Source organism: Asticcacaulis sp. W401b, from assembly GCF_046503825.1.
In the GTDB taxonomy this organism is placed as follows: Bacteria; Pseudomonadota; Alphaproteobacteria; order Caulobacterales; family Caulobacteraceae; genus Asticcacaulis.
The window spans coordinates 83,021-109,767 of record NZ_JBKFEE010000009.1 but is presented as its reverse complement, the minus strand read 5'-3'; the positions used below and the strand labels follow the sequence as shown (position 1 = coordinate 109,767).

21 protein-coding genes are annotated in these 26,747 nt (G+C 61.7%); 5 read left to right on the top strand and 16 right to left on the bottom strand.

All coding sequences use genetic code 11. The annotated features are described in order from the left end of the window. Positions 1 to 635 precede the first annotated feature (635 nt). Entirely contained in the window at positions 636 to 1,673 is a 1,038-nt protein-coding gene (locus ACK8OE_RS16165; RefSeq protein WP_410273399.1) for a family 43 glycosylhydrolase, read from the top strand. A gap of 450 nt (positions 1,674 to 2,123) precedes the next feature. Next, positions 2,124 to 3,215, top strand: coding sequence for a Fic family protein (locus ACK8OE_RS16160; protein WP_410273398.1), 1,092 nt, complete (start codon positions 2,124 to 2,126; stop codon positions 3,213 to 3,215). Between the two features lie 108 nt (positions 3,216 to 3,323). On the opposite strand, the gene iolB is transcribed toward ACK8OE_RS16160, so the two are convergent. From iolB to ACK8OE_RS16135, 5 genes are all read right to left on the bottom strand, one after another. Beyond that, the gene (gene iolB / locus ACK8OE_RS16155) at positions 3,324 to 4,127 is read right to left on the bottom strand and encodes a 5-deoxy-glucuronate isomerase (protein WP_410273397.1); all 804 of its coding nucleotides are present in this window, start codon (positions 4,125 to 4,127) and stop codon (positions 3,324 to 3,326) included. Continuing rightward, on the bottom strand, positions 4,124 to 5,026 hold the full coding sequence (gene iolE / locus ACK8OE_RS16150) for a myo-inosose-2 dehydratase (RefSeq protein WP_410273396.1): 903 nt from the start codon (positions 5,024 to 5,026) through the stop codon (positions 4,124 to 4,126). The genes iolB and iolE overlap by 4 nt, the downstream gene beginning before the upstream one ends. After that, positions 5,023 to 6,849, bottom strand: a complete 1,827-nt coding sequence (gene iolD, locus ACK8OE_RS16145; RefSeq protein ID WP_410273395.1) for a 3D-(3,5/4)-trihydroxycyclohexane-1,2-dione acylhydrolase (decyclizing) — start codon at positions 6,847 to 6,849, stop codon at positions 5,023 to 5,025. The genes iolE and iolD overlap by 4 nt, the downstream gene beginning before the upstream one ends. 14 nt (positions 6,850 to 6,863) lie before the next feature. Next, positions 6,864 to 8,780, bottom strand: a complete 1,917-nt coding sequence (gene iolC / locus ACK8OE_RS16140) for a 5-dehydro-2-deoxygluconokinase (protein ID WP_410273394.1) — start codon at positions 8,778 to 8,780, stop codon at positions 6,864 to 6,866. Between the two features lie 88 nt (positions 8,781 to 8,868). Further along, positions 8,869 to 9,747 (bottom strand): MurR/RpiR family transcriptional regulator, encoded by an 879-nt coding sequence (locus ACK8OE_RS16135; RefSeq protein WP_410273393.1) that lies wholly within the window; start codon positions 9,745 to 9,747, stop codon positions 8,869 to 8,871. Between the two features lie 181 nt (positions 9,748 to 9,928). Here ACK8OE_RS16135 and iolG point away from each other — a divergent pair, with 181 nt between their 5' ends. Further along, complete coding sequence (iolG, locus tag ACK8OE_RS16130; RefSeq protein WP_410273392.1) at positions 9,929 to 10,912, top strand: inositol 2-dehydrogenase; 984 nt, start codon at positions 9,929 to 9,931, stop codon at positions 10,910 to 10,912. Here iolG and ACK8OE_RS16125 read toward each other — a convergent pair. The 9 genes from ACK8OE_RS16125 to cyoA all read right to left on the bottom strand — a co-directional run bounded on the left by ACK8OE_RS16125 (position 10,902) and on the right by cyoA (position 22,751). Beyond that, positions 10,902 to 13,199 (bottom strand): GH92 family glycosyl hydrolase, encoded by a 2,298-nt coding sequence (locus ACK8OE_RS16125; RefSeq protein ID WP_410273391.1) that lies wholly within the window; start codon positions 13,197 to 13,199, stop codon positions 10,902 to 10,904. The genes iolG and ACK8OE_RS16125 overlap by 11 nt on opposite strands. 4 nt (positions 13,200 to 13,203) lie before the next feature. Continuing rightward, complete coding sequence (locus tag ACK8OE_RS16120) at positions 13,204 to 14,214, bottom strand: ABC transporter permease (protein WP_410273390.1); 1,011 nt, start codon at positions 14,212 to 14,214, stop codon at positions 13,204 to 13,206. A 9-nt stretch (positions 14,215 to 14,223) separates the two neighbouring features. Continuing rightward, positions 14,224 to 15,756, bottom strand: coding sequence for a sugar ABC transporter ATP-binding protein (locus ACK8OE_RS16115; RefSeq protein WP_410273389.1), 1,533 nt, complete (start codon positions 15,754 to 15,756; stop codon positions 14,224 to 14,226). Between the two features lie 7 nt (positions 15,757 to 15,763). Beyond that, positions 15,764 to 16,732, bottom strand: a complete 969-nt coding sequence (locus tag ACK8OE_RS16110) for a substrate-binding domain-containing protein (RefSeq protein ID WP_410273388.1) — start codon at positions 16,730 to 16,732, stop codon at positions 15,764 to 15,766. A gap of 147 nt (positions 16,733 to 16,879) precedes the next feature. Next, a complete protein-coding gene (locus tag ACK8OE_RS16105) occupies positions 16,880 to 18,379 on the bottom strand; it encodes a CoA-acylating methylmalonate-semialdehyde dehydrogenase (protein WP_410273387.1) in 1,500 nt (499 codons plus the stop codon). Between the two features lie 152 nt (positions 18,380 to 18,531). Further along, positions 18,532 to 18,969, bottom strand: coding sequence for a cytochrome o ubiquinol oxidase subunit IV (gene cyoD, locus ACK8OE_RS16100; protein ID WP_410273386.1), 438 nt, complete (start codon positions 18,967 to 18,969; stop codon positions 18,532 to 18,534). Continuing rightward, positions 18,969 to 19,646, bottom strand: coding sequence for a cytochrome o ubiquinol oxidase subunit III (gene cyoC, locus ACK8OE_RS16095; RefSeq protein ID WP_410273385.1), 678 nt, complete (start codon positions 19,644 to 19,646; stop codon positions 18,969 to 18,971). The genes cyoD and cyoC overlap by 1 nt, the downstream gene beginning before the upstream one ends. Positions 19,647 to 19,648: 2 nt before the next feature. Continuing rightward, complete coding sequence (gene cyoB, locus ACK8OE_RS16090) at positions 19,649 to 21,679, bottom strand: cytochrome o ubiquinol oxidase subunit I (protein WP_410273384.1); 2,031 nt, start codon at positions 21,677 to 21,679, stop codon at positions 19,649 to 19,651. 46 nt (positions 21,680 to 21,725) lie between these two features. After that, positions 21,726 to 22,751 (bottom strand): ubiquinol oxidase subunit II, encoded by a 1,026-nt coding sequence (cyoA, locus tag ACK8OE_RS16085; RefSeq protein ID WP_410273383.1) that lies wholly within the window; start codon positions 22,749 to 22,751, stop codon positions 21,726 to 21,728. A 321-nt stretch (positions 22,752 to 23,072) separates the two neighbouring features. Here cyoA and ACK8OE_RS16080 point away from each other — a divergent pair, with 321 nt between their 5' ends. Beyond that, positions 23,073 to 23,504: a hypothetical protein gene (locus tag ACK8OE_RS16080; RefSeq protein WP_126424371.1), complete on the top strand. Its 432-nt coding sequence runs from the start codon at positions 23,073 to 23,075 to the stop codon at positions 23,502 to 23,504. Positions 23,505 to 23,690: 186 nt separating this feature from the next. On the opposite strand, the gene ACK8OE_RS16075 is transcribed toward ACK8OE_RS16080, so the two are convergent. Next, positions 23,691 to 24,401, bottom strand: a complete 711-nt coding sequence (locus ACK8OE_RS16075) for an SURF1 family protein (protein WP_410273382.1) — start codon at positions 24,399 to 24,401, stop codon at positions 23,691 to 23,693. A 340-nt stretch (positions 24,402 to 24,741) separates the two neighbouring features. Here ACK8OE_RS16075 and ACK8OE_RS16070 point away from each other — a divergent pair, with 340 nt between their 5' ends. Then, on the top strand, positions 24,742 to 25,887 hold the full coding sequence (locus tag ACK8OE_RS16070; protein ID WP_410273381.1) for a hypothetical protein: 1,146 nt from the start codon (positions 24,742 to 24,744) through the stop codon (positions 25,885 to 25,887). Positions 25,888 to 25,898: 11 nt separating this feature from the next. On the opposite strand, the gene kduI is transcribed toward ACK8OE_RS16070, so the two are convergent. Further along, entirely contained in the window at positions 25,899 to 26,747 is an 849-nt protein-coding gene (gene kduI, locus ACK8OE_RS16065) for a 5-dehydro-4-deoxy-D-glucuronate isomerase (RefSeq protein ID WP_410273380.1), read from the bottom strand.

Genomic DNA, 26,747 nt, shown 5'->3' with positions numbered 1-26,747 from the left:
GAGGGGAAGAGGGGGGGGCCGCGTCCCCCTGCACCCCACAACGGGGCACAAACGACCAGCCTTATTGTGTGGCTTGGTGGGGAAGGGGCTTCGCCCGAAGATCATAGAGGCCTGAGCGTATAGGGGTGCAGGGGCCTGCGGGGCCCTGCGTCTTTCCTCTTCTTCATTTCGGTTCCCTCACCAAAGCGTTCCCGAAGTGACGAATCACTCTGCGTCGTTTGACGACAAACCGTCACAAAAACCGAATCTGTTGACAGGAAGGGAATCGGTTTGAACGAGTTTTGCGAAGGGGTGAGCCAAATTGATTCAAAAACCACGGCCCTGCACCGGAGTTTCGACACATCGGGAACGGCTTTTGGCACATCGGGAACAATCCCCTGACACTTCGGGAACGCAGGCTTTGACACTTCGGGAACGCAGACGCGACACAACGGGAACGCTGTGTAGGCCTAGCCCGATGACTCCATTGCGAATTTCAGGTCATTAGGGGCGTTTAACTCTGTAACTTAAGACTCTTGAACCTCTCTAACGTCTTCAGAGATTTAGAAATGGAAAAGGGTTGAAAAGGGCGTTTTGACAAGGGCCGGGGAGGGCGATAGGGTAATTGTAAGACATAATCACAATGGGATGCCGAAATGCCGAAGCCGACCTTTTTATCGCGCCGTCTGTTTATCGGGTCTGCGACCGCCGCTGGCCTCAGCGGACCCGTCATCGCGCAGGCTAAAAGCGCGCCGATCATCAACCCGATTATCCGGCAACGCGCTGATCCGCAAATCCTCAGACACAGCGACGGCTATTATTATTTCATGGCGACGGTACCGGAGTATGATCGTCTGGTCATCCGCCGGGCCAAGACGCTGGGCGGACTGTCCGCGGCCGAAGAGGTGGTGGTGTGGCGTCGCCCAAGCGAGGGCAGGATGGGCGGCTATATCTGGGCGCCGGAGCTTCATCATTTCGATGGCCAGTGGCGGCTCTATTTCGGAGCCGGGGACAAGGGTGAGCCCTTCCGTGTGCGCACCTATGTCATCTCAACCGCCGAGGCCAATCCGCTGACCGCCAAGTGGAACGCGCCCGTGCCAGTGCAAATGCCCTGGGACACCTTCAATCTGGATGCCAGCCTGTTTGAGCACCGGGGCGTGACCTACATGATATGGGCGCAGAAGGAGCCCGGCATTGACACCAATTCCAACCTCTACCTGGCACCTCTGGCCACGGCGACGACCTTTGCGGCGACGCCGGTGCGCCTGACCATTCCGACCTATGACTGGGAGACGGTGAAGTACAAGGTCGCCGAAGGGCCGGCGGTGCTAATCCGCAACGGCCGCGTCTTTGTGACCTACTCCGCCTCGGCGACCGATCATAACTACTGTCTGGGCCTTCTGACGGCCAGGGCCGATGCCGACCTGATGGATCCGGCCTCGTGGAGCAAGTCACCGGTGCCGGTCTTCGTCAGTTCGGAAAAGAACAATATCTGGGGGCCGGGGCACAATGGCTTCACCGTCGATGAGCGCGGTCGTGACGTCATCGTCTATCACGCCCGCGACTACAAGGAGATCAAGGGCAACTCGCTTTTTGATCCCAACCGCCACTCTCGATTGCAATATGTGAAGTGGCGCAAGGATGGCACCCCCGATTTCGGTGAACCCGTGCCTGTGGGGCCGCTGAAACGCTGAATTTCTGATTCAAAATCAGTGTCTTAGCTATGTTCCGAGCATTTATAGACGCCACGACAGTTGTGAGGCGCTCAGGCGGCGCGTGAGCGGCCTTCAGGTTCTTTTTTGATGTCCTATGGCCCAAACAAAAAAATCCGCCGTGCAGGCGTCTGAGTGCCCTTTGCGTGGATTTGTGGTTTTAAGCGGTTTGTAAGAAGGCAAACGAAGGGGCCGGAGGCCCCTTCACCCCCTAACCGGGGAGCGCGAACGGCTGGCCAGGTGCAGAGGCGGATAGGGGAGGGGGGCTTCGCCCGAAGACCGGCTCGCACCGTGTTTCGGGGTGCAGGGGTCCTGACCCCTGCCTTCTTTTTCATGTTCGCGAAAAGTGACTTTCCGAACATATTGAATCTCTCATGTTAGAAAAATGAGATTTTCATAACATGTTCCGGGTTTCATGTTAAAACGCTTGCCATGTTGATCCCGACCTATGCCATTCCCGATCTTCCGCCACCGGTCGAACTGGAGACCGTGCGCGTTTACAAGGCGCTGACCCGGGCCAGCCGTGCCCTGGCCGATCTGAAAGGTCAGGCCCGCACCATACCCAATCAAGGCATATTGGTTGACACACTGGCCTTGCAGGAGGCCAAGGCGTCTTCGGAAATCGAAAATATCGTTACGACGCAGGACGAGTTGTTTCAAGCGGACCTGTTCCCGGATGACCCGCAATCCCCTGCCGCCAAGGAGGTGGCGCTCTATCGGGATGCCTTGCGGCTGGGATACGACCGGCTACGTCAGACAGACGGATTGATACCCAATGCAGCCCTGATCGAGATGTTCCGATTGCTCAAGGGGCGCAATGACGGCTTTCGGGTTGTGCCGGGCACTGCGCTGAAAAACGAGATGACGGGCGAAACCGTCTTTGTCCCGCCGCAGGACGGGCAAGCCATTCTTCAGCATATGGCGGCGTTGGAACGCTTCATCAATGATGATGAATTGTCGGCGCTTGACCCTTTGATTAAGATGGCAGTGATCCATCACCAGTTTGAAAGCATCCATCCTTTTCCGGACGGGAACGGGCGAATCGGCCGAATCCTCAATGTGTTGTATCTGACGCGGACAGGTTTGCTGGACATTCCGATCCTGTACCTGTCCCGCCATATAACCCGTCACAAAGCGGACTATTACCGCCTGCTGCAAGCCGTGCGTGATGAGGGCGCGTGGGAAGACTGGGTTGTTTTCATGCTGGAGGCCGTGGCGGAAACCTCGGCCACCACGATACGACTGGTTGAAGGCATCCGGGAACAGATGGCCCGTGTAAAGCATCGGATGCGGGAGGACTTACCCAAGCTCTATAGTCAGGACCTGCTGAACAATCTGTTCCGCCACCCTTACACCCGCATTGAATACGTCCAGAATGATCTGGGGGTGACTCGTCAGACGGCGGCGCGGTATCTCGATACGCTGGCGGAGCAGGGTTTTGTCGAAAAGCACCGTTCCGGCAAGAACAACTATTACATCAATAGCGAGCTGGTGCGGCTGTTCCTTGAGGTGTCCGAAAGCTAAACAGATTGAAGGGGCCGCAGGTGCCTTCACCCCCTAACCGGGAGCACGAACGGCGGGCACCGTGTTTCGGGGTGCAGGGGTTGTGACCCCTGCCTCTTGAACCCACCCTCAGCCGTTAAGCATCCATTCGTGCTGCGGGTCATTGCGGAAGATCCAGCGGCGTTCCGGACCGGCCATGACGTTGAGATAGTACAGGTTGTAGCCATGCGGTGCGCCGACCGGATGATAGCCGCGCGGGACCAGCACCACGTCGCCATCTTCGACCAGCACCGCCTCATCGAGGCTGCGGTCGTCGGTATAGACGCGCTGGAAGCCGAAGCCCTGCGGCGGGTCAATGCGGTGATAATAGGTTTCTTCGAGCTGGGTTTCCAACTCAGGCTCGGCGCTGTCGTGCTTGTGCGGCGGATAGCTGGACCAGTGACCGGCGGGGGTAATCACCTCGACCACCAGCAGGCTGTGAGCCGGGCGGTCCTGCGGCAGGATGTTGCGGACGTAGCGGGTATTGGTCCCCTGACCGCGCACTTCGCGTGACAAGTCTGAGGCGGCGATCTGGCGTACCGCATCGCCGGCCAGACCCGGCGCGGTACAGACGCCCAGCTCAACCGCGTCCACGGCGGTAACGGCATAGGCGGTGGCGGGCGGTACGAAGACGGCGCCCGGCGGCGCGTCCTCGAACGGCGAGCGGCGACCACCCACGGCGGCGAAGTGCTCTGTTCCGGCCTCTATATCGGCGGTACCGCTGACGATAACGAGGCAGGTTTCGCGCGTCTCGTCCTGTGCGCGATAGGTCTGACCGGCCGGCAACCGCACCAGCGTGAACCCGACATAGGTCCAGCCCGCCGACTGCGGCGTGATGACGGTGACGCGGCCTTCGGCATCGGGCGGGGCCGGGCGAACGCGCAGATGGCTCATCGGGCGGCCTCTGACAGACCGGCGGCCTGAGCGGCGGTACGCAGGGTTTTCAGCCCCATCTCCGCATAGGCGCGCGGATCGGCCTTGGCCGGGTCCTGCTCGGCCTCGATGATGATCCAGCCGGCATAGCCGATACGCTTTAGCCCCTGCATAATGCGGTCAAAGTCAATCGAGCCGTCGCCTGGCACGGTGAACATACCGGCCAGCACGCCGTTGAGGAAGCTGGCCTCAGCCCCGGCGGTCTGGTCAAACACGGCCTGACGCACATCCTTGCAATGGACGTGGACGATGCGCTCCGGATGGCTGTCGATCAGGCCATAGGGGTCGATACCGCCCAGAACCGCGTGGCCTGTATCGAGCGTTACCCCGACATTGGGCGTGGTGTGGGCCAGAAACGCCTTCAGATCCGCTTCGTCCTGTACGACCGTGCCCAGATGATAGTGGTAGGCGAGCTTGAGGCCCTGACCGTTGACATAGTCGGCCACCGCACTGAGCCGCGCCCCAAAACGCGCCCAGCCTTCGGCATCGAGATGCGGGCGGTTCTTCAGCGGGATGTCCTTCTGCCCGTGGATGGCATTGCTCGTTTCGGCGATCACGAAAACGCGGCTACCCATGGCCTTCAAAAGCGCCAGATGCCCTTGCAGGGCGTCGATTTCCGCCTCGGCGTCGCGCGTCAGAAGCTCGCAGCTATACCAGCCGCCGACCAGTTCCAGCCCGTAGCCGTCCAGTAGGGCCTTCAGCACCGCAGGGTCTTTGGGAAATTTGCCGCCCAGCTCCGATCCGGCGAAACCAACCTCGGCAATGTCTTTCAGGACGCTGTCAAGCGGGGTATCGCCGCCCAGTTCGGGCATGTCGTCATTGATCCAAGCAATGGGGCTAACGCCGAAAGTAATGGTCATGAGGGATCCCTGAGTGTTTTGAGTTTTTGGTCATAGGCGCTGCGGGCGGCCCGCACGGCGGCAGAGTCGGAGACTTCGGGGACGGCCACGTCCCACCAGGCCCCACCTTCGCCAAGCCCCTGCGTGGCCTCGGTTTCGATAAGGATCAGATTGGCACCGCCGCGTGTTCTGGTGGCTTCTATGGCGCTTTCGAGTGCGTCGATGGAGGCCGCGTGCACGGCATGGGCCCCCATGGCGCGGGCGTGGGCCACGAAGTCGATATCCGGCAGGGTGTCGTGGTGACTGTCTTCGAGGCGGTTGTTGAACGGTTCTCCGCCCGTCGCCTTTTGCAGGCGATGGATACAGCCAAAGCCGCGATTGTCGATCAGGATAAGGGTCAGGCGCACGCCCATCATGACGGCGGTGGCCAGCTCTGAATTCATCATCATATAGCTGCCGTCGCCGACCAGCACATAGATCTCGCGCTCCGGCTCGGCCATGGCCACGCCTAACCCGCCGGCGATCTCATAGCCCATGCAGGAATAGCCGTATTCCATATGATAGCCGCCGCTCTGGCGTGTGCGCCACAGCTTGTGCATATCACCGGGCAGGCCTCCGGCGGCGGCCACGACCACGGCGTTTTCAGGGGCCCGTCGCATCAGCGCGCCCAACACCTGCGCCTCGGTAGGCGTGCCCTGAGCGGCCATCACCGCGTCAGCGCGGGCCTCCCAGACAGAGCGGGCGGCGCTCAGACGCTCGGCCCAGTCCTGCGGGGCCTGATAGTTGCTCGCGATCTGCGACAGGACGGTCTTCGCGTCGCCAATGACGGGCAGGGCGTCGAACTTGTGCGCATCGAAGGCCGCCGTATTGATCGAGGCGATGCGCGCTTGCGGGAAGAGGGCGGCGGAACCGGTTGTGAAGTCCTGTAGCCGTGTGCCGATGGCGATAATCAGGTCGGCTTCACGCGCCGCCTGATTGGCGGCGTCCGTGCCGGTGACGCCGATGGCCCCCAGATTGAGCGGGTGGTCATAGGGCAGTGCGCCCTTGCCCGCTTGCGTCTCACAAAAGGGAATGCGGTGGCTCAGGCAGAAGGCCGACAGGGCGCTTTCGGCCTGACTGTAGCGCACGCCACCCCCGGCGATAGCCAGCGGGCGTTTGGCCTCAGTCAGCGCCTGATGCAGGGCGGCCAGATCATGGGCATCGGCCGGGGCACGGCGCAGCGGCCACAGGCGCGGCTCAAAGAATTTGGCGGGATAGTCAAAGGCTTCGGCCTGCACATCCTGACACAGGGCCAGCGTCACCGGGCCGCACTGGGCCGGATCGGTCAGTACGGCCATGGCGGCGGGCAGGGCCTTCAGTATCTGTTCCGGGCGGGTGATGCGGTCGAAATAGCGCGAGACGGGCCGGAAACAGTCATTGGCCGAGGCGGTGGCATCACCGAAGGCTTCGATCTGCTGCAAGACCGGGTCGGGGCGGCGGCTGGCATAGACGTCGCCGGGCAGGAAGAGGACCGGCAGACGGTTGACGTGGGCGACGGCGGCGGCGGTGACCATATTGGTCGCCCCCGGCCCGATGGAGGTGGTGCAGGCAAAGGCGCGCCGACGCGCCATCTGCTTGGCATAAGCGATGGCGGCATGCGCCATACCCTGTTCGTTATGGGCGCGATAGGTCGGCAGGCGATCGCGCACCGCATAGAGGGCTTCGCCCAGCCCGGCCACATTGCCGTGCCCGAAAATGGCCCAGACGCCGGCAAAGAAGGGCACAGGGCCGTCCTCTGAGTCGATCATCTGCACAGCCATCCAGCGCGTCAGGGCCTGAGCCATGGTCAGTCGGATAAGGGTCATGGCGTCTCTCCCGGTTATTGGCGGGGCTGACGAATGGCCCGCCACCCGTCCACCAGCCGCGACAGCTTGTCTGCCATAACCGCGGTGGCGGCGTCATCATCCATTTCGCCCCGCAGCCACTGGGCCGCCACATCGTGGAAGATGGTCCGACCGATGGCAAAACCCTTCACGCACTCAAAACGGGCAGCCACCGCAAAGGCTTCCAGAAGCTCGTTTTCGGGCGCAGAGAGGCCCAGCACCACCACGCCGCGACACAGCGGGTCATTATCAGCGATGACGGCTTCGATGTGTCGCCAGTTGTCAGCGTCCGCCACGGGTTCCAGCTTCCACCAGTCGGGCTTGATGCCAAGGTCGTACAGGCGCTGCATCCCCCGCGCGCGGGTCATGGCGTCCAACGCCATACCGGCAGGCAGGATCAGTTCCAGCAGCAATTCATGGCCTGAGCGACGGCAGGCATCGAACAGGGTGATCAACTGACGCTCCTGTTCGTCGCGCAGGGCTTTCTCGTCGTCGGGGTGATAGAGGACGAGGCATTTGACCACCTGATTGACAGGCCAGGTGTGCAGGTCGAGCCCGACATCGGCCCCGGTTTCAAATTGCAGCGGCCTTGATTTTGGCACCTCGACCGGGCGGCCGATCCAGTAGGTCGTGTGTCCGGCCTCGCTAAGCGCCTCGGCCCCATAACGGCCATCGAGCAGCACGCCGAAATCGGCATGGCCCTGCGCCAGACGGTCCACGGCCCTGAGCGCCAGCCGCTTGAAGGCCGAGACGCGCGACAGGTCGGCCCTGAAATCGCTGGCCATCTCCTCGAATTGAAAGCGATGATCCATGGCGAGGATCATCAGGGCGTCATAGTCGCGGTGGCGGGTGCGCGCCCAGTGCAGGTGGTCCAGCGCGTTTTGGGCCTCAGCCGTCATCGGGTGTTGCGCGGCCATAAAGGCCTGCAATTCATCAAAGGTCGGCATGGCCGGGGCGCAGGAATGGCGCGTGACCACCAGCGCACCGCAGGCATTGGCCCAGCGCCCGCAGGTGGCGAGGTCTTCGCCACCCAGCCACCCGCGCAGAAAACCGGCGCTGAAGGCGTCTCCGGCCCCCAGCACATTCATCACCTCAATGGCAAAGCCCGGCACGACCAGCCCGTCAGCGATGCGGTCGGGCACCTCGCCGGGGAAGATGGCACAGCCGTCCGGCCCCAGCTTGCACACCAGTATGGCGTTTGTCTGGGCGCGGATGGCCTTCAGCGCGGTAATCACATCCTCATGTCCGCCCAGAATCCGCACCTCTTCCTCAGTGCCGATAATCAGGTCACACAGGGGCGTCACGGTGGCCAGACGCCGGGTGACTTCCGGATCGGCGACATAGCGTTGCTCACCCATGTCGCGGGTCGTCAGACCCCACAGGACGGGGCGGTAGTCGATGTCAAAGGCGATCTGACCGCCGGCGGCCTTCACCTGCCGCACGGCCTCCAGACTGGCGGCAAAGACACCCGGCTGCGACAGGTGGGTGCCATCAATAACCAGCGCGCGCGCCGAGGTCAGCCAGGCCGGGTCGATATCGGCCATATCAATGGCCATGTCGGCGCAATTTTCGCGGTAAAAGATAAGCGGGAAGGTGTCCTTATCGACAATCCCCAGAAGCACCAGCGCGGTCAGCCGCGCCGGATCGGTCACCACGCCGGTCGTATCCACGCCTTCGCGGCGCAGGGCCTCAAGGATGAAGCGGCCCATATGGTCGGCCCCGACGCGCGTGATCAGCCCGACCTTCAGGCCCAGTCGCGCGGCACCGATGGCCGTATTGGTCGGGCTGCCGCCGACATATTTGGCAAACGAGGCCATATCTTCGAGACGGCCGCCAATCTGCTGCCCGTACAGGTCTACACTGGACCGGCCCAGCGTGATGACATCGAGTCCGCCAAGGGTGCGAGCGCCCATAAAACCTCCCACGAGGCACTTGAAGCGGCCTCTTTTGGAATGTTTATTTCTTTATTTGAAATTTTGCAATTACCATTTCAAACCGATTTTACCCTTCGGGTGTAATGGCAAAGGCGTATGCCACGACAAGGGACTGCGCCAGACATAGGGGCGCGGTGAGCGAACGGAAGGCGCGCACTTCGGATTCGCGCAGCAACAGACTCTGGTGCCCCGGCTTGACGAGGGGAGAGACGTTGGAATCGGTGATCGAAAGGACCTGTGCGCCGCGTTCCAGCGCCAGCGCATGGCAACGCACGGTTTCTTCGGCATAGGGCCGGAAACTGATGGCAATCAAAAGGTCTTCGGCACGGATGCCGCGCGCCTGCTGCTCCCACAAACCCCCCGCGCCATCAAGAAACACCACACGCTTGCCCGCCCGCTGAAGGGCATAGGCCAGGTAGGCGGCGACCGGAAAGGCGCGACGGAACCCCGCGAGATAGACGTTGTCGGCGGCGATAATGGCCTCAACACTGGTGCGAATCTGCTCAGCAGACACGCTTTGCCGCAAATGAGTGAGAGCCAGAATATCGGCCTCGGCAAATTCGTCCAGAATGGTGCTGAGCCCTTCGTCTCCCACGCCCTCAGAGGCCCCAAAGGCGCGGGCGCGTTCCCCGTAGGCCAGACTGATATGACTGGACAACAGCTCATCGCGGATGACCTTCTGCATCTGAGAGGCCCCGGCATAGCCCAGCGTCTTGGCAAAGCGCACCAGCGTCGAAGGCTGCACGTCGGCCCGTTCGGCGACCACGGCCAGAGTCTCAAACGCCACGTCTTCGGGTTTGTCCAGCACGAAACTGGCCACCTGTTTCATACGCCGTGAGGCGTCATCATACTGGCGCATGATGGCCGAGCGCAGGGCATCGAGCGTTTGCGGCGCATCACCGCCGGGATTGGCGTCTTCGGGGGTTTCCACCGGGTGTGGGCTCATCGGGGCACTCCGCCGCAGAGAAGGGAATCAGGCATTTTCCAAGTTGACACAATATGGAATATTTGTTCCAAAACACAAAGCCAAACATGGAACCCTTTTGTAAGGCTTGGGTTTCAAAAATGGAATAGATATTTCAAAGCGGGATCAGGCCTGCCGCCAGACCCAAACCAAAGGAAACGCAATGTTTGAAGTGGCTGTTATCGGGGCCGGGCGTATCGGTCGTATCCACGCCAGAAACGTCGCCGCGCACCCGGCCTTACACCTGAAGGCCATTGTCGATCCGGTGGGCGACAGCGCGGCGGAACTGGCAAAGGCGCTGGGGCCTGAGGTTTCGACCTTTGAGGCCGTGCTGGCCGATCCGAACGTCAAGGGGGTGGTCATCGCCTCACCGACGGATCAGCACCTGACGCAGACGCTTCAGTGCATCGCGGCGGGCAAGGCGGTCCTGTGCGAAAAGCCGCTGGATCAGGGTCTGGAAACCGCGCGGGGGGCCGCGGCGCAACTGGGCGGGGACAAGCCGCTTCTGCTGGGCTTCAATCGCCGTTTCGATCGCCATTTCGGGGCGCTAAAACAACAGCTTGAGGCCGGGCGCATCGGGGCGCTGGAAAGCCTTCTGATCGTCAGCCATGATCCCGCACCGCCGCCAGTGTCCTACGTCAAGGTCTCAGGCGGCCTGTTCAAGGATATGGCTATCCACGATTTCGACATGGCGCGCTTTATTCTGGGCGAAGAGATTGTTGAGGTCTATGCGGCGGCGGCCTGTCTGGTCGATCCGGCCATCGGTGAGGCGGGGGATGTGGATACCGCCAAGACGACACTGAAAACCGCCTCAGGCCGTCTGTGCGTGATCAGCAATTCGCGACGTTCCGGCTATGGCTACGATCAGCGCCTCGAAGCCTATGGGCAGAAGGGGCTTCTGAAGGCCGACAATGTGCTGGAAAGCACGGTGGCGCACTGGGGCGCTGAGGGCCCGGTGCTTGATGCCTTCCAGAACTTCTTCCTCGACCGCTATGCCGAGGCCTATCGCAGCGAAATCGCGCACTTCGCCGACATCGTGGCGGGCAAGGCGAAGCCGATGGTGGGCTATGACGACGCCGTGCGCGCGCTGGAACTGGCCGAAGCGGCGGCCTATTCGGTCGCCACCGGTCAGGTTGTCAGGGTTTGACAAACTTGGTGGCCCAGCCGTTAGGTTGGGCCGCCATATCCAGCTCCAGCGTACCGCCCTTGCTCAGCTCGGCATGGGTAAGCCAGGCGCGGTCGATCGCCTTGCCGTTCAGACGCGCTCCCGTGACATAGAGATTGGCCTCTGAGGTCTTGGGTGCGATGATCTGAAACGTCTTGTCGCCTTCCAGATGGATGGTCGTTTTCCGGAACAGGGGCGAGCCGATGTAGTAGAGGGGCTGCCCCGCATTGGGGTAGAGCCCCAGACTGGCCCACACATACCACGACGACATGGTGCCGGCATCGTCATTGCCGGGCAGGCCGTTGCGCGTCGGCCTATAGTGCACCGACAGGATGCGCCGCACGCGCTCGGCCGTGCGATCCGGACGCCCGGCGTGGATATAGAGCCACGGGGCCAGAATATCGGGTTCATTGCCCTGAAGGTAATAGCCTTCGTCAAACAGGCGGTCGAGCCAGCGCACAAAGCCTTCGCGCCCGCCGGTTTTGGCCATCAGGCCTTCGACATCGTGCGGCACATAGGTCGAATATTGCAGCGAATTGCCCTCATAGAAGGGGGCTTCCCACCACGGGCCGGACTTGTCCGGATAGTCATAGGTGCAGGTGAAGTTTTCCAGCCACCGCCCATCGGCATAGCGCGGACGGATGCAGCCCAGATCGTCGTCCCACAGCTTTTTCCACGCCTCGGCGCGCTTGAGATAACGGGCCTGATCGGCCTTTTCACCCAGATGCGCCGCCACCGAGGCGATGGCGAAGTCGTTATAGGCGTATTCCAGCGTGCGCGAGGCCGAGCGCGTCTGGCTCAGCGACACATAGCCCAGAGACAGATAGTCCTTCAGCACGCGCCCCTGAAGGAAGGGCTTGTCGCTTTCGACCTCGCCGTCCTTGCGCAAGGCGGCATAGGCCTGTTTGACATCGAAGCCACCGAGGTTTTTGACCACGGCATCGGCGATCAGCACGTCGCCGTTTGACCCGCCCTGCGTCATGCCGTTGGCTCCGGCGATGCGCGAATCCGGCAGCCAGCCCGTATGGGCATAGGTGTCGATCAGCGAGCGGATCATGTCGCGCTGGCGCTGCGGCTGGATGATGGTCATCAGCGGATGCAGGGTGCGGAACGTATCCCAAAGGGTATAGAAATCCTCATAATGCGGCTCGGTTGAGTCCCACCAGACGTTTTCGCCGCTCAGGTTGTGCGGCATGGTGTGGCTGCGGTAAAGCCCCGAATAGAAGTTGCGCCTTTGGGTGTCGTCGCCGCCCTCGACCTCGATTTTGGCAAGCGCGCCGTTCCACAGGTCGCGCGCCTTGGCGTGCTGCGCATCGAAGTCCCAGCCGGGCAGTTCGGCGGCCAGATTGGCCTTGGCCTTTTCGACGCTGATAAACGAAACGGCCAGCTTCATTTGCACAACAGAGTCGGTCGCCGTATCGAACGTCATGAAGCCGCCCAGCCGGTTCGAAAACTCCTGCTCGGTGTCGTATTCGATCATCAGCCCCTGACGGTTGGCCGCGCTCTTGGTCTGATTGCCACCGTCCAGACGCCCGATGCCCTCCTGAATTTGAGCCTCACCCTGCCGGGCCTTCCACGCCCCGTATTTGATCGCCGGGCGGTCGAAGACGGCGTAGAAGTAGAGCTTATAGGGGGCCGGGTTCCAGCCGCCTTCAAAGCTGGCCCAGCCGGAGAGGGTGTGGTCGTCCACCACCTCAACCTGGGCTGCCGTGGTGCGCTGACCGCTGCCGCGCAGGCCGATGACCGAGGTGGCATCGAGCACAAACTGACCCGGCGCGCCCTTAGGGAAGGTCACGCGCTGAAAGCCTGCAAGCCGCGACGCGGTCAGCTCGACGCGCACCGCCTTGGCCGGTTCGTTGGCCAGAGTCACGGCGTAATAGCCGGGCGAGGCCGTCTCATCGTGTTTGGCGAAGACCAGATGGTTGACACCCAGTTCCCCAGACGTCGGGGTGACGCGGAAATTGCCGTACTTGCTGGTGCCGCCGGTGCCGGTGACGTGGGTGAAGCTGAAGCCCAGAATGGCGCTTTTGGAGTCGTAGCCATTGGTGTCGCCATTGGCCGTATCCGGGCTTAAGGAGATAAAGCCAAAGGGAACGCCCGCGCCGGGGACCGTATTGCCGCCGTCATCAACGCCGACGAACGGGTTAGCCAGCGCGGTATAGTCCGGGGTGGCCGTTGGCTGCGCCACAGCCGGGACGCTGAGGGTGAAGAGGGCGGCCGCCATCATCAGGGCGCAGACCGAACCGCTGCGTTTCAAACCATAGGACATGCGATCAGACCTTTCCGCGATGTGATTTGGCGTAGGCGTCAAAGGCCACGGCCGCGACGATGATCAGGCCGATCACCACCTGCTGGAAATAGGACGACACGTGCATGATGACGAGCCCGTTTGACAGGACCCCGATCAGCAGCGCCCCGATCAGCGTGCCGCGGATATTGCCCGCCCCGCCCGACAGGCTGGCCCCGCCAATAACGACCGAGGCGATGACGCGCAGCTCGTAATTAATGCCTGCCACAGCTTCCGCCGAACCCAGACGCGCCGACAGTAGAAACCCTGACAGTCCGGCCAGAAAGCCCACAATGACATAGACGCTGATCAGTATGGCCTTGACATTGATCCCGGCCAGCCGTGCGGCCTCGGCATTGCCGCCCACCGCATAGACTTGACGCCCGAAGCGCGTGTAGCGCAGCGTCACGTGCCCGGCCAGCGCCACCAGCGCAAACAGGATGACGGGCACCGGCACACCCAGAACCGTCCCCGTGCCCCACCAGCGATAACCGGCATCAAATCCGGAGATCGGCCCGCCGTCATTGAGAATCAGGGTCGCGCCGCGCCAGATGGTCATGCCGCCGAGCGTCACGATAAAGGCCGGCACCTTTAGCCAGGTAATCGTCTTGCCGTGCGCATAGCCGGCCGCCAGACCGATGGCCGAGGCGACGCTGAGCGCCACCAGCCATTGCGGCACGTCGCCGCCCATATGCTGCACCACGGAGGCGGCAGCAATCGCCGCAAAAGCCAGAAGCGAGCCTACCGCCAGATCGACCCCGGCGGTGAGGATGACGAAGGTCATGCCGACGGCAATAACGCCATAGATCGACACCTCGGTCAGGATGTTGAGCGCATTGCGCAGCGACAGAAAGCGCGGGTTCCACGCCGCGAATCCGATGATCAGCAAAAGCAGGAACAGGGTCGTCCCCCAGGTCCGCAAAAAGGCCACCGTGTCGAAGGGCGGTTTGGCCGGGGGCGCAGACGGGTCAGGGGCGGGGGCAGGGGTGGCGGTCATCAAGGGGACTCAAGGGTTGGGGGCTTGGGGGGCGCTGCCGGTGGCCATCAGCGCCATCAGGGTTTCTTCATCGGCGGCGGCGGCTTCCAGCGTGCCGGTGATGCGGCCTTCGCGGAAGACGATGATGCGGTCGCTGACGGCCATCACTTCGGGCAGTTCGGAGGAGATGACGATGACCGCCATGCCTTCTGACGCCATGTCGAACAGGACCTGATGCACGTCCGCCTTGGCGCCGACATCAATGCCGCGCGTCGGTTCATCGACGATCAGCACCTTGGGCGACAGGGCCATGCAGCGCGCCAGAAGCACCTTTTGCTGATTGCCACCGGACAGGGTGCCGATGGCGGCTTCGGGGCTGCTCATGCGGATGCGCAGCTTCTGCCGGAAGGTTTCAACGAGGCGGCGCTCGGCCCCTTCATCGACGAAGCCACCGGGGCGCGACAGGGCCTTCAGGCCGGACAGCGACAGGTTATGGCGGATGGAGTGATCGAGGAAACAGCCCTGCTGTTTGCGGTCTTCGGGCACCAGCGCGATCCCGGCGCCCAGCGCCTGCGCCGGTGACTGAATGTCGAGGGCGCGGCCACACAGATGGATGCGCCCGCTATCCTTGCGGTCGGCCCCGAAAAGCACGCGCGCCAGATCGGTGCGGCCCGCGCCGACCAGCCCGGCCAGACCGACGATTTCCCCGGCGTGCACTTCAAAGGAGATATTGTCGAGCGAGGTGCCGCGCGCCTCATGCGCGCCGCGTCGGCGGCTGACGCCGTCTATGCGCAGCACCGGCGTCGGCGCGACCTGACGCGGCGGGCGTTTGAGAAAGGCGACATCGCGCCCGATCATCAGGCGCACCATGTCGTCGATACTGACGTCTGACACCTGTCCACTCGCCACAAAGCGCCCATCGCGCAACACCGTGTAGGCGTCACAGATGGCCTTCACCTCCTTCAGGCGGTGGGTGACATAGATGACAGCAATGCCGCGCGCCTTCAGCGTGCCGACAATGCGGTGCAGGATGTCTACCTCGCGCGGGCTGAGCGCCGCCGTGGGTTCGTCCATGATGATCAGCTTTGCCTGAAGCGTCATGGCTCTGGCGATTTCGACCATCTGCTGATCGGCGACATTGAGGCGGCTGACCTCCAGATCGGGATCGAGGCTGAGGCCCAGATCGTCCAGTATGCGCCGGGCATCCGCGCGCATCTGCCGATGATCAATCAGGCCCATGCGCAGGGGCTCGCGCCCCAGGTAGAGGTTTTCGGCGACGCTCAGAAAGGGCTGAAGGTTGAACTCCTGATAGATGGTGACAATGCCCGCCTTTTGCCTCTGGCTGGGCGTATCGTCGGGACGCAGGGGCTTTCCGTCAAAGGTGAGTTGACCGCCGTCGCTACCTTGAGCCCCGGCGAGGATTTTCAGGAGCGTCGATTTGCCCGCGCCGTTTTCACCTAGCAGGGCGTGAACCTCGCCCGGTTCGACGCGCAGGCTCGCCCCGCCCAGCGCCACGACACCGGGGAAACGCTTGGTGATGTCTTGAGCCTCAAGCAGGGCCATGACCGGCCTATTTCACTTCGCCGATGCGCGACGCCTGAGTGAGCGTGTCGCGGGTGATCAGCACCGGCGTCAGGCTTTTGGAGACGATGGGGGTCTTGTCTTTCAGATTGGCCACGACGGCGCGCAGGGCCGAGCGGATCTGCTCGCCCGGATTCTGTTCGACGCTGGCGGCCATTTCTCCGTCGCGGATACGTTTCAGCGCTTCGGGGATGGCATCGAAGCCCAGGACGGCGATCTGCTGCGTTGTAAAGCCCGCGCCGCGAATGGCCTCAAGCGCGCCCATAGCCATGTCGTCATTGAGGCACAGGATGACGTCCGGGTGCGCGCCGCCCATCGAGGTAAGCACGTTCTGGGTGACGCTTAAGGCCTGATCTCGTTTGGAATTACCGGTCTGTTCGGCAACGATCTGATAGGCCGCACCGCCGGCCGCCAACCCCTCATGCACGCCCTTGACGCGCTCAATCGAAGAGGTGCTGCCCGGATCATTCGTGATGACCACCACCTTGGCCCCCTTGGGGTAGGTCTTGACCACCCAGTCGGCCATGGCGCGTCCGCCTTCGACATTATTGGCCCCGAAATGGGGCACCGGGTGCTTGCCGCCACCGATCTGACGATCAACGGACACCACCACGGTTTTTTCGTCGATCAGGGCGTCGGTGGCCGAGGCCAGCGCCTTGGAGTCGGTCGGCGCGATGATCACCGCCGAGATGCCCTGAACGCGCGCGGCCTCCAGATCGGAGACCTGCTTTGAGGAATTGTTCTGACCGTCCAGCACCTGAACCTTGACGCCCAGCTTTTTGGCCTCGTCCTCCAGATCGCGGCGCATGGCCACGAAGAAGGGCTGCGACAGGTCGCTGAAACTGACGACAATGCCGTCGGTGGCAGCGGCAGAACCGGATTTCTGACAGGCGGTCAGGCCCAGACCAAGGCCCATACCCAGACTGGCGGCCAGCAGGTGGCGGCGGTGAATCGACATAAGAGTTCCTCCCGTGGAACCGTGCGCCTTGCGGCTGCGTCATGTGTTCGATCTCCGGGACGAAGGCGTGTGGCAGGTGCCCCGGATGGACGTGCCGATTGGTCGGCTTTTTTTGTTTGTGTAGTAAATGGAATTTTTATTCCAACGTCAACGCATAGTCGGAATAATGAAGCTGGAATCGTGACTCTGGCCTGCGCGCGGCCACCTCTGGGTGACGGTCTTGGTGCGGGTGTAGAAGCGCACGCCGTCCATGCCGTACTGGTTGAGGTCGCCAAAGCCTGAGCGCTTCCAGCCGCCGAAGGAGTGATAGGCCACGGGCACCGGGATGGGGACATTGATACCGACCATGCCGACCTCGACCTGTGAGGCGAACTCGCGCGCCGCGTCGCCATTGCGCGTGAAGATGGCCACGCCATTGCCGTAAGGGTGTTGCGACGGCAGGCGGATGGCCTCTTCCAGCGTCTTGGCCCGCACGATTTGCAGCACCGGGCCGAAGATTTCGTCCTGATAGGTCTGCATGGCGGGTGTGACGTGGTCGAACAGGCTGGGGGCCAGGAAGAAGCCGCCCTCATGGCCCTGAAGTTTGAATCCGCGCCCGTCGAGCACCAGCTCGGCCCCCTCATCGACACCCATCTGGATATAGTGTTCGATGCGCGCCTTGTGCGCCGCCGACACGACCGGCCCATAGTGGGCCTCGGCGTCGGTCGAGACCCCGACGCGCAAGGCTTCGGCGGCGGCCAGCAGTTTGGGCCGCAGACGCTCAGCCGTCTCTTCGCCCACCGGCACCACCACGGGCAGGGCCATGCAGCGTTCACCGGCAGAGCCATAGGCGGCGCCCATAATATCGGCCACCGCCTGATCGAGATCGGCATCAGGCAGGACGATGCCGTGGTTCTTGGCCCCGCCCATGCACTGCATCCGCTTGCCGTTCTGCGACCCGCGACCATAGACGTATTGCGCGATGTCAGACGAGCCGACGAAGCTCACGGCGCGGATGTCGGGGTGATCGAGTATGGCATCGACCACCACCTTGTCGCCGTGCACGACATTGAGCACGCCTTCGGGCAGCCCTGCCTCCAGCAAAAGCTCCGCCAGCCGCACGGGCACGGAGGGGTCACGCTCGGACGGCTTGAGGATAAAGGCATTGCCGGTGGCCAGCGCCGGGGCGAACATCCACATGGGGATCATGGCCGGGAAGTTGAACGGAGTGATGCCCGCCACCACCCCTAGCGGCTGACGCAGCGAAAAGACGTCGATGCCGGGCCCCGCCCCTTCGGTATAGTCGCCTTTCAGCAGGTGCGGGATGCCGCAAACGAACTCCACCACCTCCAGCCCGCGCTGAATATCGCCCCTGGCATCGGAAATGACCTTGCCATGCTCAGACGCCAGAAGATGCGCCAGCGCGTCCATATCGCGTTCCAGCAGGCGCTTGAACTCGAACATCACCCGCGCGCGGCGCTGAGGGTTGAGCGCGGCCCAGCCCGGCTGCGCGGCCTTGGCCACCGCTACGGCCCGCGCCAGCTCATCGGGCGTGCCCAGATCGACCTGCGCCTGCACCCGGCCGGTATTGGGATCGAACACCTCACCCACCCGGCCCGACACCCCCGCTACCGCCTGCCCGCCGATAAAGTGTGAGATGTGTCGCATGGATTCCGCCTGTCCGGGATGATCTTTGATGTTTTGGAAAAATTATTTCATATGGTTTAATTTTGCAATGACCATTTTATTTTATCGGACGGCATTAAAAAACCGCCCGGATGGGTCCGGGCGGTGTGGTGGTCGTCTGTGATGCGGGGGGCTTAGCCCATGCCGCCGCCACTCATCATGCCGGGGGCCATATTGTGGTTGAGGTGCGTCATCACCCACAAAGAGCCAACGATCAGGATGCCGACAATGATCGCCGTAAAGATAAAGGCGAGATTGTTCCACACCTGGCTCGATGAGCTGTTCATGTGCAGGAAGTAGCGCAGGTGCACCACAATCTGGATCACGCCGAGGATCAGGATGACCGGCACCAGAGTCGCGGTCGGCAGAAGCTTCAGCATGGTCAGGGCGAACGGAATGGCCGTCAGGATGACCGACAGGCTAAAGCCGATCAGATAGTCCTTCACCGAGGCGTGACCAGCCCCATGATCGTGGCCGTGACCATGGTTCAGCTTGTCCACCGCGTGGTGGTCGGCCAGTTCTGTGTGCGGGTCCTTGGCAGGGTGCAGGGTGGGCTTGTCAGGGATGTGCATCAGGCGGCTCCCATCAGATAGACGATGCTGAAAACGCCGATCCAGATGATGTCGAGGAAGTGCCAGAACAGGCTCAGCTCCATCATGCGGATACGGTTGGCGGGGGTGAGGCCGCGGCGGAAGAGGTGGACGAACATGACGCCCATCCAGATCAGGCCCGACGAGACGTGCAGGCCGTGCGTGCCGACCAGCGTAAAGAAGGCCGACAGGAAGGCCGACCGGTCAGGACCGGCCCCTTCGTGGATCAGGTGGTTGAACTCATAAAGTTCCATGCCCATGAAGCCGAGGCCCAGAAGCCCGGTGACGGCCAGCCAGCCCAGCACGCCGTTCAGCTTGTTGTTCTGCATCGAGATCATCGACAGACCAAAGGTCAGCGACGACAGCAGAAGCAGCGAGGTTTCGATGGCGACAAAGCCAAGATCGAACAGCTCACGGCCATTGGGGCCGCCCGCGGTTGCGTCCTTCAGCACCGCGAAGGTGGCAAAGAGCGTCGCAAAGATCAGGCAGTCGCTCATCAGGTAGATCCAGAAGCCAAGCGTAACCTTGGCCTCTTCGTCCTGATGGTGGTGGTCGTGCGTGTCGTGGACGTCGTTCGGATTGTGGTCGTAGGCCGATTCCAGCTGTTGCTTGAAGGCGCCCACGGGGTTTTCCGCCGGATTAACGGGGGTGCTGCTCATGGTTACGCCTCCGTCGTTGTGTTGAGCTTGGCGAAGCGCGCGTCTTCGATAGCCTTGATCTCATCAGGCTGGACGTAATAGTCGCGGTCTTCATTGAAGGAGTGAAGAATAGCCAGACCGATTATGCCGATCAGGGTCACAACTGCCAGCCACCAGATGTGCCAGACGAGCGCGAAGCCGAACGGAATGCTGGCCAGACCGATCAGCAGGCCGGTTGCCGTGTTGCGCGGCATGTGGATCGGCTCATAGGACTTGGGCTGGATATAGGCCTGACCCGTCTGCTTGGCGTCCCAGAAGGCATCGTGGTTGCCGATGGCCGGGGTGACGGCAAAATTATAGAAGGGCGGCGGCGAAGAGGTCGCCCACTCCAGCGTGCGGCCATCCCACGGGTCGCCGCTGTCGTCGCGCAACTCATCGCGCTTCCAGATCGAATAGCCGATCTGAACGATCTGGGCGATGATGCCGGCGAAGATGATCAGGGCACCGATGGCGGCGACGATCAGGTACTGATGCCAGACGGGGTTGTCCATATGGCTCAAGCGGCGCGTCATGCCCATCAGGCCCAGCGCATAGAGCGGCATGAAGGCGACGTAGAAGCCGATCAGCCAGCACCAGAAGCTGACCTTACCGATGCCCGAATGCAGGCGGAAGCCGAAGGCCTTGGGGAACCAGTAGTTCAGGCCCGCGATACAGCCGAACAAAACGCCGCCGATGATGACATTGTGGAAGTGGGCGATCAGGAAGACTGAGTTGTGCAGCACGAAGTCTGCCCCCGGAATGGCCAGCATGACGCCGGTCGCCCCGCCAATGACGAAGGTGATGATGAAGCCCATGGTCCACAGCATCGGCACTTCGAGGCGCACGCGGCCGCGGTACATGGTGAACAGCCAGTTGAACACCTTAACCCCGGTGGGGATCGAGATGATCATGGTCGAGATGCCAAAGAAGGCGTTGACGTTCGCCCCGGCCCCCATGGTGAAGAAGTGGTGCAGCCACACGATGAAGGACAGGATGGCGATACACATGGTCGCATAGACCATGGCGTCATAGCCAAACAGACGCTTGCGGCAGAAGGTGGCCACGATCTCCGAGAAGATACCGAAGGCCGGCAGGACAAGGATGTACACTTCCGGATGGCCCCAGGCCCAGATCAGGTTGACGTACATCATGGCGTTGCCGCCGCCGTCATTGGTGAAGAAGTGCATCCCCAGATAACGGTCGAGGCCCAAGAGCGCCAGAGTGACAGTCAGAATGGGGAAGGCGGCGACGATCAGGATGTTGGCGGCCAGCGTCGTCCAGGTGAAGACCGGCATACGCATCAGGGTCATGCCCGGCGCGCGCATCTTGAAGATGGTCGCAATCAGGTTCACCCCGGACAGTGTCGTACCTATCCCCGAAATCTGAATGGCCCAGAGATAATAATCGACCCCGACACCGGGCGAGAACTGTAATCCCGACAGAGGCGCATAGGCGAGCCAGCCCGTGTGGGCGAATTCACCGATGACCAGCGAGACGTTGATCAGCACCGCACCCGCTGCCGTGAACCAGAAGCTCAAGCTGTTCAGATACGGGAAGGCCACGTCGCGCGCGCCGATCTGAAGCGGCATGATGACGTTCATCAGGCCGATAACGAAGGGCATGGCGACGAAGAAGATCATGATCACGCCGTGGGCGGTGAAGATCTGGTCAAAGTGGTCAGGCGGCAGGAAGCCTGCGCCGCCCGCCGATGCCAAGGCCTGCTGAGCGCGCATCATCAGGGCGTCGGCAAAGCCACGCAGCAGCATGATAAGGGCCAGGATGATGTACATCACGCCGATCTTCTTGTGATCGACGCTGGTCAGCCATTCTTTCCACACATAGGGCCAGAGCTTGAAATAGGTGGTCAGGCCGAGCACGAGCACGGCGGCACCGACCATACCGGCACCGGCCCCCATGATGATGGGGTCGTGCCACGGCACGGAGCTGATATCGAGTTTACCGAAGAGGAAGCGAAGAACGGGGTCTTCGTGGAGTTCGGCGACAGGGCTGGACATGGGTTATAATCTTTTTACGGGTCAAACGGTGGGGGCGGCGCGGAACTCAGCTTTCCGGAGTGGCGCGGTTCAGCGCCACCTTGTCGGCCGTCTTGTTTTTGGACGTCAGAATTTCTGGGGCGACGCAATCGACTGCGCCGGGCACCAGATTCTTCATCATCGCCATGTTGAAGGCGTCTTCCTTACACAGGCCACCGTCGGCGCAGCCATTGAGGATCTTGGTGAAGAGGGCGGGCTGAACCGCTGCATAATAGGCCGGGGCCTTCAGCGTGCTTTTCTGGTGCAGGCTCTTATAAGCGCCAGCATCAAGCGTCTGACCGGAGGCCTTGGCGCTGGCCACCCAGGCGTCGAAGCCGCTCTGGTCCACGGCCTTGGCCTTGAACTTCATCTCGGCAAAACCGAAGCCCGAATAGTTGGCGGAAATGCCGTCATAGACGCCGGCATGGTCGGCGCGCAGGGACAGGTGGGTCTGCATACCGTTCATGGCGTAGATCTGCGTGCCAAGCTGCGGGATGAAGAAGGAGTTCATCACGCTGGCCGAGGTAATCTCAAAATGCACCGGCACGCCGACCGGCATGGCCATTTCGTTGACCGTGGCGATACCGTACTGCGGATAGATGAACAGCCATTTCCAGTCGAGCGCCACGACCTGCACCTCGATGGGGGTCACGCCTGCCTTGTCGGCGGCGGCCTCAACCTTCTTGTGCGGGTCAAGCTCGTGCGTCGAAATCCACGTCACGGTACCGAGCGCAATAATGATCAGCGTCGGGATGGCCCAGACCACGGCTTCGATGCGGTTGGAGTGCTCGAAGTTCGGATCATAGGTCGCCTTGGTGTTGGAAGCGCGGTAACGCCACGCAAACCACAGGGTCATGACGATCACTGGTACGACCGGGATCAGCATGAGCAGGGTGGCGAGGATGATCAGGTCCTTTTGCGCCAGACCGACCGGACCCTTGGGGTCCATCAGCGCCCAATCACAGCCGCTTAAGGACATGGCGGCGGTCACCATCAGGCCCGCGATGAGGCCCTTGCGGATCAGGTTCCTGCCTTCAAAAAAATTCAGATGCACGACGCGTTCACCGAAGTAAGTCCCGCACGCGGGAGGTTTTCAAATGTCAAAGCGTTCGCGTCCTAATGAAATTGCGGAGAAGCGCAAGGGACAAATTGTCTCAGGCGCATAGGTCGCAGATCGTTAACTATGCGGGTAGTTTTGTTATTTGAAATTCGGCACTTATGTAAAAAATGCGTGAGAAGGGCCGCATCTGGGGATAAATAAATGACATCTGTGTCAGATTGCCGCAGATTCCGCTTGCGCAAACCGTTGCGGCGCGCAACACTGAGACAAATTGACGCTGTTGTGAGTTTTGGCGTCAAGTCTGGAGGAACTGATATGACGAATGCTCTGCACACCTACCGTTTCGGACCGGTCGTCAAGATTGCCCTGCTCAGCGCGGCCCTGCTTCAAATTGTCGCAGGCGTGTTGCTGATGTCGCAGGCCTATCTGGCGGGCGGCACCGTCCTGCAGCAGTTTTCGGGCGTGGTGCTGGGGATGATCCCGGTTTCGATCGCCCTTTTCCTGACGCCGGTCCTGTGGCGTTGCGAACTGCGCGTCTATGAAGACCGTCTGGAATATCAGGGCATCCTGCTCGACATCGCCATCCCGCGCGACCACATCGTCGCCGCCGTCGCCCCGCGTCGCGGTCTGGGCATGTTTGACGTGTCGCTGGAGCTGGTCAATGCGCCGTTCCGCCGCCTGCATCTGGCCATCATGGACCGCAATGAGGAGCGTCTGGCGCGCTGGCTCAACAACGTCCATGCCTGATCACTGATCCGCAGGGTTGTAATGAGAAAAAGACAAAGCGCTCGTCCCTCGGACGGGCGCTTTTGCTTTGGGCGTGAAGTCGGTTAGCCACGAAAAGACACGAAAAAGAAGAAACGACTGCGCGCAGCGCTTCATCGTAATACAGGGCCCTCCGGGCCGTTGCTTACACCTTCGTGCTTTTCGTGGCTAATTACCGTCTTTGCGCCGACTGCGACGGCTCAGCCATAAACTGACCCCGGCCAGTCCCCCCGCCAGGGTGAACCATGTGAGCGCATAGACCAGATGGTTGTTGGTAAAGCGCACCACGGTCAGGCCACCCTGCGGTAAGCCGCCCGGCACCGGTGCCGCCTCGGCGTCGATGAACCAGCCGGGCACCGCCACCTGACGCGCACTGGCGATCTGCGCCACGTCGCGCAGGAACCACTGGTCCTTTGCCGGGTCGTTGGGTTGTGAGAACAGCCAGCCCTTGTTCTGGCTCAGGCGGACAAGCCCCGTAACCTGCACCTCACCTGACACCTGCCCGGCGGCGCGCGTGGCCGGGTCGCGTTTGTCGGTCGGCACATAGCCGCGATTGACCATGACCGTGCCGTCTGGCGTCTCCAGCGGCGTCATCACCCAGTATCCGGCCCCCAGATCGGTCAGGGCATAGACTTGCGTCTCCTTATCGTGGCGGAAATGCCCGCTCAGCGTCACGCGGCGGTATTCGTCATTCGAGGCCGTGAAGGTGGGCCAGCCACCCGGCCCCGCGCGCAAAGGCTGCGGTGGGGCGTTGACGCGGGCATTGACGGTTTCGATCAGCTGCGTCTTCCACATCAGGCGCTGCACCTGCCATACCCCCAATGCGGTCAGACCCAGTACGGCTACAAAGATAACGACAAGGGCCAGAAGACGACGCATGTCACTTCCTTTTGCGAGGACATCGCTCATTAGAGCGAAATGACTTTGAGTGGAATCGTCATTTCGCTCTAAATTTTTGTTTTGTCGCGATGTTTTTGCGGAAAACCGCTCACACTTTTCCGCTCATCGCTCTAAACTCAGGCCCTATAGGCCATCATTTCGCATTATGCACGAAAATGTGTCATATTAGAGGGTTCACAGAGACAACTGACCGGTGTTTATTTACCCCGCATTAACCCCGTGATCTCATATCTCGCGGTTATATAAGTGGCGTACCTTAAAGAGACGCACGGTCGCAACGGGCGGCCGGCGAGATGCAGAGTCGGGCGGGGGTCCGCTTATGGTCTTCGAAATGTCAGGCGGGCAAAAGGATGTCCGTAGTCTTGCCAATCTGAGCGAAACGGCTTCGACCTCGCGCGTGCTCAATCTGGGTCACGTCTATCGCACGCATGGCGAGCAGGCGGAATACCGGCAAAAGCCGTTCTTTGCCAACCAGCAGATGAACCGCGCCCTGATCCTCAAACACACCCTGCGCGCCAATGAGCAGGACCTGTTCACCAAGCCCCGGCGTACCACGACGAAGATCATTCTGCCCTTCGATCCGGATGATCTGAAACTGGGAGGGCAGTCGATCCTGATCGGGCAGATCGGCTATGAGGCCTTTCTGCGCAACATCTATAATACCAAGGCGGTCGCGGCCCTGCCGGATGTCGAGGTTTTGCGGGCGCTGGACGAACTGCCGTCGCTCGATCCGTTTCTGGTGCGCGAACATCTGGGCCGCCGCGGTTACCGTCCGGCGCCCTGTTACCTCTACATCACCCAGGCCGATATTGCCTGCATGATCGGCTTTGCCAATGGTGAGATCGAAAGCCTTGTGCGCGAAGCCTTCGGAACCACCATGCAGCAGGCGACGCTGAAACTGGCCGGCAAGATTCTGGCAAATGAGCTGGACCATGAGCTTGACCCGTTGCGCATGACGCTGCGCCTCTCAACCGCCGAATTTTCGGACGGCATCTTTTCCTGGCGCGGCTTCCTCTATTTCAAATGGCGCTATACAGAGCTTCAGGGTGAACTGAACAAGGTGCTGAATGGGCTCGCCACCTATCAGCCCATGCTGACGCGCGATAAGTCGGTGCTGGAGTTTCTGGGCGACATCCGCCCGCGTCTGGCACGGCGCATTTCCCAGGCCATTGTCGCGGTGGGGCGCACCCTGGCCATCTATGATCAGGCCTATCTGGCCCTGACCAAGGGGCGTGATCCGGCCCCGTTTCGTCGTTTCCTTCTGGAGGGGCCGTCGCTGTTCTTCGAGCTCGGTGAGAGTATCGGCATCCTCAGCCATATCAGCTCATTCTGGAACTATCGTATGGCACGGGTGCACCGGCTTCAGCGATTGTCGGCGGAAGAGTACGCGGAATTGCTGATGGACTATGCCGACAGCCTGTCGGCGCTTTACATCGACGACGAAAACACGGCGCAGAATTGGTAACAGCCAGCGCTTCAGGCGAGTTGGCACAGGTCCAGTTCGCTGAAATCGCCATAGTCGAGATTTTCGCCGCCCATGGCCCAGATGAAGGCGTAGTTAGACGTCCCCGCCCCGCAATGGATCGACCACGGCGGGCAGATAATGGCGTCTTCGTTGGCGCAGACGAGGTGGCGGGTGTGGCCCGGCTGACCCATGAAGTGAAAGACGCGATCGCTTTCACCCATCTGAAAATAGAAATAGGCCTCTGAGCGCCGGTCGTGCAGGTGCGGCGGCATGGTGTTCCACACATTGCCTGGCTTGAGCAGGGTCAGGCCCATCAGCAACTGCGCCGAGCGGCAGACGCGCGGCACGATCAGCTGATGGATAATGCGCGCGTTTGAGGTCTGAAGGCTGCCGCGCTCCAGCGGGTGACTGCCTGACAGGGGGATGTGCTGGGTGGGGTAGCTGAAATGCGACGGGGTAGAGGCCAGGTAGAAGCGCGTCGGGGTCGCGGCGTCCACGCTTTCAAACGTCACCTCGCCCGTATCCGCGCCGATATAGAGGGCATCGAGTGGGCTGAGCGCGTAGGCGACGCCGTCAACGCGCACCACGCCGGTACCGCTGCCGACATTGACCACGCCCATTTCGCGGCGCCCCAGAAGGGACGACCCGGCCGCCGAGGCGGGCTCGCTTACCACGGGCAGGGCGACGCGCTGTTGCACCGGGGCGGCCCCGCCGATCACGAGGCGCTCCTGATGCAGATAGTTGAGTCTGACCGCTTCCGGCGCGAACAGGCCGCTGATCAGGTAGCGGTCGCGCAGGTCTTGCGTGTCGGCCAGCGCCAGTTGGTCGGGGTGGGTGGCGTAATAGGTCTTTTCAAACAT

What these genes read in the sequence shown, in the direction of transcription:
- ACK8OE_RS16165 (WP_410273399.1), top strand. Translation starts at nt 636, where the DNA reads ATGCCGAAGCCGACCTTTTTATCGCGCCGTCTGTTTATCGGGTCTGCG.
- ACK8OE_RS16160 (WP_410273398.1), top strand. Translation starts at nt 2,124, where the DNA reads ATGTTGATCCCGACCTATGCCATTCCCGATCTTCCGCCACCGGTCGAA.
- iolB (WP_410273397.1), bottom strand. Translation starts at nt 4,127, where the DNA reads ATGAGCCATCTGCGCGTTCGCCCGGCCCCGCCCGATGCCGAAGGCCGC.
- iolE (WP_410273396.1), bottom strand. Translation starts at nt 5,026, where the DNA reads ATGACCATTACTTTCGGCGTTAGCCCCATTGCTTGGATCAATGACGAC.
- iolD (WP_410273395.1), bottom strand. Translation starts at nt 6,849, where the DNA reads ATGACCCTTATCCGACTGACCATGGCTCAGGCCCTGACGCGCTGGATG.
- iolC (WP_410273394.1), bottom strand. Translation starts at nt 8,780, where the DNA reads ATGGGCGCTCGCACCCTTGGCGGACTCGATGTCATCACGCTGGGCCGG.
- ACK8OE_RS16135 (WP_410273393.1), bottom strand. Translation starts at nt 9,747, where the DNA reads ATGAGCCCACACCCGGTGGAAACCCCCGAAGACGCCAATCCCGGCGGT.
- iolG (WP_410273392.1), top strand. Translation starts at nt 9,929, where the DNA reads ATGTTTGAAGTGGCTGTTATCGGGGCCGGGCGTATCGGTCGTATCCAC.
- ACK8OE_RS16125 (WP_410273391.1), bottom strand. Translation starts at nt 13,199, where the DNA reads ATGTCCTATGGTTTGAAACGCAGCGGTTCGGTCTGCGCCCTGATGATG.
- ACK8OE_RS16120 (WP_410273390.1), bottom strand. Translation starts at nt 14,214, where the DNA reads ATGACCGCCACCCCTGCCCCCGCCCCTGACCCGTCTGCGCCCCCGGCC.
- ACK8OE_RS16115 (WP_410273389.1), bottom strand. Translation starts at nt 15,756, where the DNA reads ATGGCCCTGCTTGAGGCTCAAGACATCACCAAGCGTTTCCCCGGTGTC.
- ACK8OE_RS16110 (WP_410273388.1), bottom strand. Translation starts at nt 16,732, where the DNA reads ATGTCGATTCACCGCCGCCACCTGCTGGCCGCCAGTCTGGGTATGGGC.
- ACK8OE_RS16105 (WP_410273387.1), bottom strand. Translation starts at nt 18,379, where the DNA reads ATGCGACACATCTCACACTTTATCGGCGGGCAGGCGGTAGCGGGGGTG.
- cyoD (WP_410273386.1), bottom strand. Translation starts at nt 18,969, where the DNA reads ATGCACATCCCTGACAAGCCCACCCTGCACCCTGCCAAGGACCCGCAC.
- cyoC (WP_410273385.1), bottom strand. Translation starts at nt 19,646, where the DNA reads ATGAGCAGCACCCCCGTTAATCCGGCGGAAAACCCCGTGGGCGCCTTC.
- cyoB (WP_410273384.1), bottom strand. Translation starts at nt 21,679, where the DNA reads ATGTCCAGCCCTGTCGCCGAACTCCACGAAGACCCCGTTCTTCGCTTC.
- ACK8OE_RS16080 (WP_126424371.1), top strand. Translation starts at nt 23,073, where the DNA reads ATGACGAATGCTCTGCACACCTACCGTTTCGGACCGGTCGTCAAGATT.
- ACK8OE_RS16075 (WP_410273382.1), bottom strand. Translation starts at nt 24,401, where the DNA reads ATGCGTCGTCTTCTGGCCCTTGTCGTTATCTTTGTAGCCGTACTGGGT.
- ACK8OE_RS16070 (WP_410273381.1), top strand. Translation starts at nt 24,742, where the DNA reads ATGGTCTTCGAAATGTCAGGCGGGCAAAAGGATGTCCGTAGTCTTGCC.
- kduI (WP_410273380.1), bottom strand. Translation starts at nt 26,747, where the DNA reads ATGTTTGAAAAGACCTATTACGCCACCCACCCCGACCAACTGGCGCTG.